The 10,530-nt window shown below is 33.1% G+C and carries 14 protein-coding genes and 1 tRNA gene; 12 read left to right on the top strand and 3 right to left on the bottom strand.

Annotated elements, in window-relative coordinates; all coding sequences use genetic code 11:
* Positions 1-64: 64 nt before the first annotated feature.
* Positions 65-1,732 carry a glycosyltransferase family 39 protein gene (locus tag IPM92_12970; protein MBK9109240.1) on the bottom strand — a complete coding sequence of 556 codons (1,668 nt, stop codon included), beginning with the start codon at positions 1,730-1,732 and terminating at the stop codon, positions 65-67.
* 961 nt (positions 1,733-2,693) lie between these two features.
* Between IPM92_12970 and IPM92_12965 the strand changes: the two genes are divergently transcribed.
* Together IPM92_12965 and IPM92_12960 are read left to right on the top strand one after the other, a co-directional pair.
* Positions 2,694-3,086 (top strand): hypothetical protein, encoded by a 393-nt coding sequence (locus tag IPM92_12965; GenBank protein ID MBK9109239.1) that lies wholly within the window; start codon positions 2,694-2,696, stop codon positions 3,084-3,086.
* A 240-nt stretch (positions 3,087-3,326) separates the two neighbouring features.
* On the top strand, positions 3,327-3,950 hold the full coding sequence (locus IPM92_12960; GenBank protein MBK9109238.1) for a hypothetical protein: 624 nt from the start codon (positions 3,327-3,329) through the stop codon (positions 3,948-3,950).
* A gap of 157 nt (positions 3,951-4,107) precedes the next feature.
* On the opposite strand, the gene IPM92_12955 is transcribed toward IPM92_12960, so the two are convergent.
* Positions 4,108-4,323 (bottom strand): transposase domain-containing protein, encoded by a 216-nt coding sequence (locus IPM92_12955; GenBank protein MBK9109237.1) that lies wholly within the window; start codon positions 4,321-4,323, stop codon positions 4,108-4,110.
* 17 nt (positions 4,324-4,340) lie between these two features.
* Between IPM92_12955 and IPM92_12950 the strand changes: the two genes are divergently transcribed.
* From IPM92_12950 to IPM92_12915, 8 genes are all read left to right on the top strand, one after another.
* Positions 4,341-4,637, top strand: coding sequence for a hypothetical protein (locus tag IPM92_12950; GenBank protein ID MBK9109236.1), 297 nt, complete (start codon positions 4,341-4,343; stop codon positions 4,635-4,637).
* Entirely contained in the window at positions 4,631-4,807 is a 177-nt protein-coding gene (locus tag IPM92_12945) for an IS66 family insertion sequence element accessory protein TnpB (protein MBK9109235.1), read from the top strand. The genes IPM92_12950 and IPM92_12945 overlap by 7 nt, the downstream gene beginning before the upstream one ends.
* Before the next feature lie 18 nt (positions 4,808-4,825).
* Complete coding sequence (locus tag IPM92_12940; GenBank protein MBK9109234.1) at positions 4,826-5,005, top strand: hypothetical protein; 180 nt, start codon at positions 4,826-4,828, stop codon at positions 5,003-5,005.
* A gap of 40 nt (positions 5,006-5,045) precedes the next feature.
* Positions 5,046-5,600: a hypothetical protein gene (locus IPM92_12935; protein ID MBK9109233.1), complete on the top strand. Its 555-nt coding sequence runs from the start codon at positions 5,046-5,048 to the stop codon at positions 5,598-5,600.
* 60 nt (positions 5,601-5,660) lie between these two features.
* Positions 5,661-5,954 carry a transposase gene (locus tag IPM92_12930; protein MBK9109232.1) on the top strand — a complete coding sequence of 98 codons (294 nt, stop codon included), beginning with the start codon at positions 5,661-5,663 and terminating at the stop codon, positions 5,952-5,954.
* A complete protein-coding gene (locus tag IPM92_12925; GenBank protein MBK9109231.1) occupies positions 5,951-6,484 on the top strand; it encodes a DDE-type integrase/transposase/recombinase in 534 nt (177 codons plus the stop codon). The genes IPM92_12930 and IPM92_12925 overlap by 4 nt, the downstream gene beginning before the upstream one ends.
* A complete protein-coding gene (locus IPM92_12920; protein MBK9109230.1) occupies positions 6,468-6,791 on the top strand; it encodes a transposase in 324 nt (107 codons plus the stop codon). Before IPM92_12925 ends, IPM92_12920 begins: the two co-directional genes overlap by 17 nt.
* 1,513 nt (positions 6,792-8,304) lie before the next feature.
* Entirely contained in the window at positions 8,305-8,448 is a 144-nt protein-coding gene (locus IPM92_12915) for a hypothetical protein (protein ID MBK9109229.1), read from the top strand.
* Between the two features lie 142 nt (positions 8,449-8,590).
* Here the strand turns inward: IPM92_12915 and IPM92_12910 are convergent.
* Positions 8,591-8,663 (bottom strand) — tRNA-Phe (locus IPM92_12910).
* 260 nt (positions 8,664-8,923) lie between these two features.
* On the opposite strand from IPM92_12910, the gene IPM92_12905 reads away from it, so the two are divergent.
* Positions 8,924-9,733 (top strand): hypothetical protein, encoded by an 810-nt coding sequence (locus tag IPM92_12905; GenBank protein MBK9109228.1) that lies wholly within the window; start codon positions 8,924-8,926, stop codon positions 9,731-9,733.
* A gap of 136 nt (positions 9,734-9,869) precedes the next feature.
* Positions 9,870-10,514, top strand: coding sequence for a DUF547 domain-containing protein (locus tag IPM92_12900; protein MBK9109227.1), 645 nt, complete (start codon positions 9,870-9,872; stop codon positions 10,512-10,514).
* The last annotated feature ends 16 nt before the right edge of the window (positions 10,515-10,530 follow it).

Below are 10,530 nucleotides of genomic sequence, written 5' to 3'. Positions count from 1 at the left end.
AATTTTAAAACTGAAACCAATTAAAAAAAAATCCCTTCACTTCGAAGGGATTTTTTTTAATATTTTATCGCACTCGTTTATAAAATACAAAACCATTGAGACGATAGAGTTCCTGGAGTTGCGTTAAAGCATTTAATTCTTCTGCCTTGTGAATTTTACTGACTACATATACAGGTTTATCGGTAGAGCCATTCAGCAACCAATTTTGTTGGTAATATTCCGGATGATTGGGCCTGCGTTTTTGAGCATAAAACAAATGCCCATATGTTTTAAAACCATAGGGTAGAATGTAACAGTCTTCTGCAGATTTTTCTTTGTAAAAGGAGATGGCAGCATTTTGTGAATAGCCTTCAATGTTTTGAATGGTGAAGATCAGTGCGAGCAAAGAAAAACAAGCCATGCCAATGAAGAAAACATTTACTTTATAAAACTGTACAAATGAGCTGGCATTAAGAATAAACCACATAAACAGCAATGCCAGGAAAATACCTGGTAGAAAATTTACAAATGACCATTTCACATCAGCTTCTAAATTCGCGAGTGCGAAAGGATCCTTAGAAAACATAGATTTAATTAAATCGAGGTCCATTCCAACTACTGGTAAAGCAATTACAACAATTGAATATATCATCAGCATCCCGGATAATCCATAGACAAGCATTTTATTCCATTGCATTTTTTGATCCAGCAATTTATCCAGGGTATACGCACTGAGAAAGGTGATCGGGAAATAACATAGCGAAGAATAATGTACAATTTTAGATTGAACTATGGAGAATAAAATAAGGACTACTATTAGTAATACGAACATCCATTTTTTAAAATGCTTTTGTCCCACGTTTTCATCGCGATCCTTGTATAAAAATGCTTTAATGCAAAAAACAGAGGCTGGGAAAACGCCAAACAAAAGTACCACAATATGATATCCTGGAAATCCTGCGTGCCCGGCATCCGGAGTACTGAATAATCGGAACTGGTATTTGAAAAATTCAAAAATAAATTGTGGACCATTTAGCAGAGTTTCAAGTCCGAACCATAGCAAAGGAAAGAATGTAGAAATGATAAAAAACAGGAAAAGATATTTGAAAGAAATAATAGTTCGAAAGCGATGATACAACCAATATGTCAGGATACACAAAGTGATAATGATCAATGCAGCCGGACCTTTGGTAAGTATAGCGAGACCGGAAAAACATCCTGCCCATAGAATATTTCGGAAAGGCTGGAAAGGAAGAAACTGTGAATCAGTTCCGGGTTCGGGCGTACAAACTTTAATCAAAAAGTATAATGCCAAAAAAGTAAATAAATTGAACCAGGGATCTATGATTCCCGATTTAAAATACAGAAAGGGTAATATCGAACCAAAATAGGAAAGTGTCCATAACCATCCAAAGCGAGCGGAAAATAATTTTTTGCCTATAGAATACAGTACTAACAAAGTGATCAAACCACAAATGGCATTCGGAAACCGTGCTGCAAATTCATTGATCCCAAAAATCGACATACTTACACACTGCAACCAAAAAAAGAAAGGAGGCTTTTCATAAAAAGCTTTGAAGTTGACATGTACGCGCAAATAGTCATTCAACACCAGCATTTCCCGGCTGATTTCCGCGAAGTTGATTTCATCCCAATCAAAGAGATGAACGCCTCCTAAGTATGGAACAAAGAAGAGTAAGCTTATTATTACTAAGAGAAAGGGGTATGTGAGCTTGCTATTTAGTATTTTCACTTGCTTTATTATCGAACCGAATGCAATTTACCCCGCTTTAGAAAAATGGCCTGCAAATTTTTGGATTAAATTTAAAAAGCTTTGCAAATCAAGGACTTAAGAGAGTTAGTGAAGTTTGACTAATTGTTAGTGAGAATTAAAAGTGAAAGTATCCTTGATGGAAAATGAATATTTAATTTCTAAAATTGAATCAGCCCTGGTGCAAAGAATTGAAAGTGATTTCCTTGCAAATATTTAATTTCAATGCTGCCAGCAAGATTTGAATCATAAATGGAGTTAAAATATTCATGATACATTGAAACGAGTTGGTGATCGCCTTGTAATGGATAATTTGATATGTGTTGGCAGGATGAAAAAATTATAATGGTAAGTAGGCCGGTATAATTAGGCCGAAACGGGAAAAAACGAAAAACAAGCTCAGTTTAAATATTTGGTAATATGATGTGTAAAATTTACATGTTGGTACTTGCAATTTTAGTAATTCGTTTGAATGGTTTCGGTCAATATTCAGCGCACATATATATAGGTCCAACATTATCGAAATATAGCACTGTATTATATGATAAGAGCCAAAAAAACTAGTTAAGAACATTAATTTTAAAAACAGGGTACGAGCAAATATAAGATATTATAATCAGTCATTTTGATTGCTATTGAGACTGCGAATCACATCATTTGCAATACAAATACTTTTTTACAATTTTATTTCAATATTTATAATATTCACATTATCAATTAAATAGCGTTGATAAAAAAAATATATGTTCAAATCCTTCCATTTTCTTAATTCATGGACCTAAATTCATATTATCAACCATTGGGATTTTGATGAATAATATTTTTATAGTTAATTGATGTGAATTAATTTGAATTCAAAACAATCCTAATTATATGCTACTATGGAATACGTTTAGGGAGTGTATTGTATAAGGTTTTTTTTTAAAAAACAAATTATATGAAAATGAAAAATATTTTATTGTTTTTTCTATTTCCAAGCCTTGCATTTAGCCAGTATTCATTTTACTATAATCAAGGAACTAATACAGTTACTATTAGTTATCAGGGTTGTGATTTATGTTCTTATGGTAACCAGAGTGCAGTTAATTCTTGTCTTTGTTGGAAAGCTTGTCAAAATGATCAAGAAATAAATGAAGATCTTCAAGAATGTTATGACTACTGTACTGAAGCTTATGGAGGTTACGAATACAATCCATATCAATTAGCATTGTGTAATGAATCATGTTTAACATATTATAATGCAGCTATTAGTGCTTGTGCATCTAGTAATAACTGTGGCACAAGACCTCAATCTAAAGAAGTTTATGCAATTGAATATATAATTCAATCTAGCTAGGCAGATATACCTAACAACCCTCTATCTGATCCACAGGGACAGAGTTTTTATCAATCAGGTATGATTTATACTAATACTGTTTTGATAAGTCCATGGCAACCAGGTTCACCTTGGCCAAATATTTATTCTGGGCACAACACTTGTTATGAATTTGTGATCCGATTGTATTATACTGATTATACTTACTGTGATACATATCTTTATTGGTGCAATTTTGTTGGTTAATATAAAAATTTTATTATGAAAATCATTAACTTATTTGTTGTTTTATTGATAGCATTTTTTGTTTCATGTTCATCAGAGAAAAGTGATGTCGTAAACATTAATGGAGCCCATATAAAGACTGAGGATATATTAAATTATATACCTAAAGGATTAAGGGAAAATAATAATTACGTATACTTTAAAAATAATGCAGGTGAAGAAAAAAAGCTTTTAATTAAGTATGCTAACAATGTTGTAGAGTTAGTGAAGGATAACGAAAAATATACTACCGACCAAGGAATTATTAAAATTTATGATGAAACTAATAATATTGCTATTTCTGAAATTATTGTGCTGGGTTCATTTAATGCGGATGGAAAGATAATCAAAACGTTAAAAATTACATTAATGCCATTGGGTGCACTTGGTTCTTGTTTTATATTAATTAAATTTTCCAATGGTGAAGTTGATTTTACTTCTCCTAATGGATATTCGGGTTCTGTAACATTTAATGGCAATACATTTCATAATGTATTTATAGGAAATAGTGTGCATCAATCTGGATTTAACGAAATATCATATAACAAAACCGAAGGTATAGTTTCATTTAAGGACCAAAACTCTGATTATTGGGTTTTTGATAGATTTGACAATCAATAATAGCGGTGAATTTTTATCCTGTCAAAATAGTGGTTTAGTAGTCAGTACAATAAACGTCTGAAAGCTATCAGCTTTATTAAGAATATTAAGGGTCTCAGGACTTTCTTCATTTAGTAACATGGATCTGTTTTTAAGCGTATCGTCCCACGAAGTGCACTTAGGCAACACTCTCAATGTTCTTCTTCGCGGTTGACCTGTACCAATTCTGTGGAAGTAGTTCTGAGATACGGTTTATAGGATGATCCTTAATTCTGTGGAACACATCGGTTAACCAATCATATGGGTTAATGTCATGTAGTTTGCACGTTGCAAACGTATCCATCCGACCAAATACATATTTGATATAATTTGAAGGGACGCTACTTTTGCTCACTCAAAAATATGAATAAAATGAATATGGAAATTGGATCAATGACAATGGAGCAACATATAAGTGCTCATTCAGCCACAAGTCTGAGCGTCCGTAAATATTGTGAAGCTAACGGAATAAAAGAGCATACATTCAGGTACTGGAAAAAGCGTTTTGACGGGCATAGTGATAGAGGCAATTTTAAATTAGTTGATAAAGTGGATTCATTAATTCAAGCTGAGTCTCAATTAATGAAAATAGTATTCCCCAATCAGATTGAATTGATTGTTTATCACCGATTGGATCCTCAATATATACGCCGGTTGATGGAATGCTAGGCTTTCCTTCTCATCAGAGATTTTATGTTTATACTGTAGACACAGATATGCGATGTGGGTACAATCGCTTATCAGGAATTGTACGCAATGAACTTCAATGCAATCCTTTGAATGGCGATGTATACATTTTTTTCAATAAGCCCAGAGATATTATTAAGCTCCTGGTCTGAGATGCCGATGGATTTGTAATGTATTATAAGAAGCTGGAAAGGGGAAGATTTGAAAAGATTCTAAGTCCTGACAAAAAACATCCAATCCGGTACGACCACTTGGTAATGTTGATCGGAGGCATCAGCTTGCAAAAAATAAGGCAACGTAAACGATTTGAACAGAATGCGAATGAATTAACTATGCAAATAAATGTATGAAATAATTTTTATATATGAATGAATATTCGTAAATTTATGTGTGACTATTTCGGATATAAATAAATTATCTCGCGAAGAATTAACCGAATCTTACATGGTATTATTTGATCAATACTCACAATTACAAAGACTGGTATTTGGTCAACGCAGAGAACGATTTATTTCAGAATCCTCACCCTTAGCCAATTTGTTTGATCAAAATAATTTGATTTCCAAGGTACCGGAGCAGCAAAAAGAGACAATTGCTTACGAAAGGAACAAACCACAAAAAAGCAATCATAAAGGCCGGCAATTATTAGCACAGTGTACGCATCTACCGGTAGAGCAACAAATATTACCGATGCAACAAGATGTTAGCTCAATGACTTGTATTGGGCAGATAGTTCAAGAAAAATTGGCATTCAAGCCCGCAAAACTTTATGTTAAGCATTATGTCAGAAACAAGTATGTTGATCCCACAGACGGAAAAATAATTATAGCCGATCCGGTAGCCGAACCTATCTCTAAGTGTGAAGCTGATGTTAGCTTATTAAACTTTATCCTGGTAAGTAAGTTTGCATATCATTTACCGGAATATCGAATTATTGAGATGTAATACTCCCCTAAATTGAGACCAGAGGTTTAGTTAAAAAAAACACTTAAATTTACTAGACCTATGAAAAAAACAAGACGCAAATTTACCGGGGCCTTTAAGGCCAGTGTGGCATTAGAAGCCATTAAAAACAAAAAGACTATGGCTGATCTTAGTCTTCAGTTTGATGTTAATCCCGTTATGATTTCCAAGTGGAAAACTGAATTTTTAGAGAACATGGGATCTATTTTCGACAACTCAAAATCAGCTCAGTATGATACTGATTCAGCTGAAATGGAGAAATTGTATGCACAAATCGGCCAATTGAAAGTAGAGAATGATTTTTTAAAAAAAAGTTGCAAGAAACTGGGGATATGAAACAACGAATAGAGATGGTGCATACGAAACCACAAAAGCTGAGTATTCGCAAACAGTGTGATCTATTGAACGTACCAAGGAGCACACTTTATTACCAGCCTGTTCAGGAAAAGCCTGAAAATGTTAAAATGATGAATATCATGGATAAGCATTTGTTACAGCACCCGACAGAAGGGGTTAAATCAATGGTGAATCTTTTAAAGGAAAAAGGATATCCGGTAGGTCCTAAACGAATAAGGAGGTTGTTTAAGGTTATGGGATGGCAAACAATATATCGTCGCAAAAACCTAACAAAACAGGGCCTAAAGCAATTTATTAAACCGTATTTACTCAGAAATCTGGAAATCACACATGCCAATCAGGTTTGGTGTACCGATATTACGTACATCCCGATGGCTAAAGGATTTATGTACATGATTGCCTTCATTGATGTTTATAGTCGCAAAATCATGGGCTGGAGTATAAGTAATAGTATGAGTAAACAATGGTGTGTTGCTGCTTTAAAAAGAAGCCATTGCTGTCAATGGTAAACCCAATATTATAAACTCGGATCAAGGTTCTCAATTTACAAGTGCGATGTGGACTCATTATTTGGAATCTGAAAAGATATTGATCTCAATGGATGGCAAAGGAAGAGCTACAGATAATACCTGGATTGAAAGATTCTGGAAAACTTTAAAGTACGATTATATTTATCTCAATCCATGCGATAATGGTTTTGAACTTTTTGAAGGAGTTCAAAACCATATCGCCTATTACCACCGGAAAATGCACCAAACTACCGGACAAACTCCCAATAAACGATACGATGATTCCATTAAAAATCATGCAGCTTAATATGAATTTTATTAACTTAACGAACTCAACTTTTGGTCCAATAAATGGGGAGTATTACAAACAACTGTAAAAAATAATAGAAATAATAAATTTTTCATATGACTTACATTTAAAAATAAATAAATATTTACTTCTCCTTTTTAATGAAATTAACAATTTATCATATAGAACTACATTAAATAAACAAAATTAAATTTCAATCGTAAAATATAATCCTATTCAAATAATTTCCTTACTTAACAAGACACGTTCTCAATTCTCAAACGCTGAAAGAGCAATAATTTCTCAACATAGCATACCAATATTAAACATGAAATATTTTTTATAAAATCAAAATTTCTTGAATGGTCTTAAATTTTTATTTAAAGATCATTATTCTTGATTGAACAAGAAATATTTTAATTAATAATGATTGCAGTTAATTTTCTATTGACTTTATATTTAAATTGAACAAAAATATTATCAATTTTCATCAATTGTATAGCTATTCATCGATAATTCATATGCGCCAAATTGCTTTATATGGCAATGCTAAGTAGATTAAATAAAACCAGAAGTATGGCTGAATGTAAACCCAGTTTTTCCAAGTATTTACTCAAAGGTCAATTTGAAGGGCCAATGTGTGTTTATCCTTAACGATTTGAGGATAAAACAAAATAGTTAATCAGAAAAACAAGTTTTGGCTTTCAAACAGCCTTGACCTGTCTGGTGGAGTAAGATCTTGATTTTCCATGGTTTTGGATTTTTTGTTAAAAAATATTTTACCAACTGAATCAAAGAAACAGTTTTCATGTCTTTGAAAAATGCTTAATATCCGCTAAAGAAAAAATATTCAAATATTTCTTCTTTGTTTTGAACGCTTAATTAGAATTGAAAATGGGTGACTTGTAAATGAGATAACAATAATACAACTTATTAAAATTACTTCCAAATAATTTTTGTTAAATTTTACTTTTAAAGTAAAAATTCAGGGTTTACCCTGATACCCTATCAGTAGAAACCCTGAGAAGAAATGTCATTAACAGGGTTTATATAAAATTTATTTAATGCCAATCTGGAAAAATCTGCAGTCTTGGTTTTGATTTCTTTGACTAATACACTGGTTTAGAAATATTACTTAACAATCTATATCAGTAATCATCAAAAATCAAATGGCGAGAGACAATCACTTCCTTTGTTGCAGGTACCTGAAGTAAAAATTAAGTATCAATCCAATTTACCAATAGATAGTCATCCAAGAATTAATAATTCTTCGGATGCAGAAAAGATATTCCGGATAAATCGGGGTGATGATATGGAATTGGTTGAGGAATTCAATGTGTTGTTCTTTAATTGAGCTAATTATGTAAAAGGTAAAATCAAATTAAGTCTTGGTGAATTGACACTACAATCTAAAGAAACAATTAATCATACATCCAACTATATCAAGCCAGGGTATCATAGCTCACTTACATATACCATTATGTTAGTAATATTTCAAAGTAACTCTTTTCATAACCCAGAATAAACATCCATGAAACTATCAGAAATTCAAGTCAGTTATCATTCTAAAAGCCCTGACAGGCCTCAGATTAAAACCAGTCAGGATGTTTATGAAACAATAAAACCACTTTACAGTGAGGATTTCCAACCAGGTGTTATTTTGGTAGGAGTTTAATAGCAAATAGAATTGAATCTTCAATTTGTTATATCTTTAAATGCGTTCAATAGTGTTTGCCTTAGTTTAATGAAAGAGGTGGCAAAAAAGGAGGCATGAAAAACAAAACCCTTGCAAATCAAAGACTTACAAGGGCTTTTCGTGGTACCTCCAGGAATCGAACCAGGGACACACGGATTTTCAGTCCGTTGCTCTACCATCTGAGCTAAGGTACCTCCTGAACAGAACTAAAACATTGATAATGAGTTAATTCTACTCATTCTGCTTTCGCAGAAGGGACGCAAATATAACTGAAATTGGAAAGACTCAAAAGTATTTAGCTAAGAATTGAAGTCAATTATTCAGCTAATTCCGAAGTTTATTGAATTTTCTGGTTTTTCACTTTTATTCTTAAAAATGGATGGTATGATGTCTATTCATAATAGAATCAAACTTTATACTATTGAGAATTAACTTTAAGCTCATTTTGTGATATATGCCCTCAAGACGTTTACAAACGCTATGCGCAGCCATCTTCCTGCTTTGTCTGTGGCAGTCAGACAAGGATGACATCAATAGCTTATGGATCCTGATCCCTTCTGGACTACTCGTGGTAGCCAGTTTTATTTTCGCTGATCTGGTCAATAATTGGTGGTTCAATAAAAATCCACCCAATATTTCTGATTATGAGAGAAATTGGCTGATAAATTTTGCACCATATTACGAAAATCTAAATAAGGTCCAACGCGAGCATTTCGACCAGAAATTAGCCCGTGAGTTATACCATAAGGAATTCATAAATATGGCTGAAAAAGAGATCCCGGAAGAATGGAAACTCATGTGCCTTGCTCCCGCTATTTATTTGGGCTTATACTACGGCACCAAAGGCGCAGACCATTACAATAGGATCGTTTTTTATTTCCATCAATTTCCAAGTCCACAACAGGATTATTTACATATTTCTGAAACGGAGCACGAAGATGGTGTTCTCATTTTTTCATTGCCGCATCTGGAGTCTGCTTATCTCAAACCGGAATCATATTTTAACATTTCGATTTATGAATGGGGACAGGTTTTCTTCCAATTGCATAAAATGCCTGACGATTGGGGAGCGCTTAGTGATGAAATCATTTCAGATTGTTGTACTCACATACAAACCAACGAAACAGATCTTAAAACATATATAGGACAACCCATTTTGTCGCTGGCGGGAATGTTGTTATATTATTATTTATGTTATAATTCTATTATGAAAAATAAATGGCCCGATCAATACCAATTTATTAACCGTTTCGTTTTGCAATGAGGACTTCATAAGCATGCAAATAATCTTGAATAAATATCTTTCTTTCATACAACGATCCATTTTTTTTTTATGGTGCTCCATTTTTTTCGAATGTGTTTTTGCTCAAAGTTTAAAACACAGCTTATGGAATGAACTCTTGTCTAAACACGTGAGCGAAACCGGATGGGTCAATTATAAAGCATTTATAAAAGATAGCAACCGTTTAAATGTGTATTTGAACAGCTTGAGCAGAAATGCACCTCAGGCAAATTGGACTCAAAATGAAGAAATGGCTTATTGGATTAATGCATATAATGCATTTACCATTCAGCTGATGATCCGAAATCCTGGCGTAAACAGCATCAAAGAAATTGGAGGTAAAATTCCTTTTATCAATAGCACCTGGGATCTGAAATTTATTTCAATCGATGAAAAAAAATACGATCTCAACAATATCGAACATGGAATTTTAAGAAAGAAATTTAAAGATCCAAGAATTCATATGGTTCTGGTCTGTGCTTCCAAATCCTGTCCGGCTTTATTAAATCAGGCTTTTACAGCAGACCAACTTCAATCACAAATGGATCTTTGCTCGCGAAGGTTTCTTTCAGATGTAACGCGAAACGTGATTTCAGAAAAGGAAATCAAACTATCCAACATTTTTAATTGGTATCAGGACGATTTTGGTGGAAAAAAGGGTTTGCATTTATTTATTCAAAAATATGGCCCCATTGCTAAACTCGATCCAAAAATACAAATCGAGTACCTCGATTACGATTGGACTTTAAACGGACAGTATTAATATTCAATTCTTGCAT

It is taken from the genome of Saprospiraceae bacterium (genome assembly GCA_016719615.1).
GTDB lineage: Bacteria > Bacteroidota > Bacteroidia > Chitinophagales > Saprospiraceae > Vicinibacter.
Note: the sequence above shows the minus strand (reverse complement) of the source record. Positions and strands in the feature narration are given on the sequence as shown.

Excerpts from the sequence above, each read along its gene's own strand:
- IPM92_12940 (MBK9109234.1), top strand. The coding sequence starts at position 4,826 with ATGTATTATAAGAAGCTGGAAAGGGGAAGATTTGAAAAGATTCTAAGT.
- IPM92_12925 (MBK9109231.1), top strand. The coding sequence starts at position 5,951 with ATGAAACAACGAATAGAGATGGTGCATACGAAACCACAAAAGCTGAGT.
- IPM92_12915 (MBK9109229.1), top strand. The coding sequence starts at position 8,305 with ATGAAACTATCAGAAATTCAAGTCAGTTATCATTCTAAAAGCCCTGAC.
- IPM92_12965 (MBK9109239.1), top strand. The coding sequence starts at position 2,694 with ATGAAAAATATTTTATTGTTTTTTCTATTTCCAAGCCTTGCATTTAGC.
- IPM92_12950 (MBK9109236.1), top strand. The coding sequence starts at position 4,341 with ATGAATATGGAAATTGGATCAATGACAATGGAGCAACATATAAGTGCT.
- IPM92_12930 (MBK9109232.1), top strand. The coding sequence starts at position 5,661 with ATGAAAAAAACAAGACGCAAATTTACCGGGGCCTTTAAGGCCAGTGTG.
- IPM92_12945 (MBK9109235.1), top strand. The coding sequence starts at position 4,631 with ATGCTAGGCTTTCCTTCTCATCAGAGATTTTATGTTTATACTGTAGAC.
- IPM92_12960 (MBK9109238.1), top strand. The coding sequence starts at position 3,327 with ATGAAAATCATTAACTTATTTGTTGTTTTATTGATAGCATTTTTTGTT.
- IPM92_12905 (MBK9109228.1), top strand. The coding sequence starts at position 8,924 with ATGCCCTCAAGACGTTTACAAACGCTATGCGCAGCCATCTTCCTGCTT.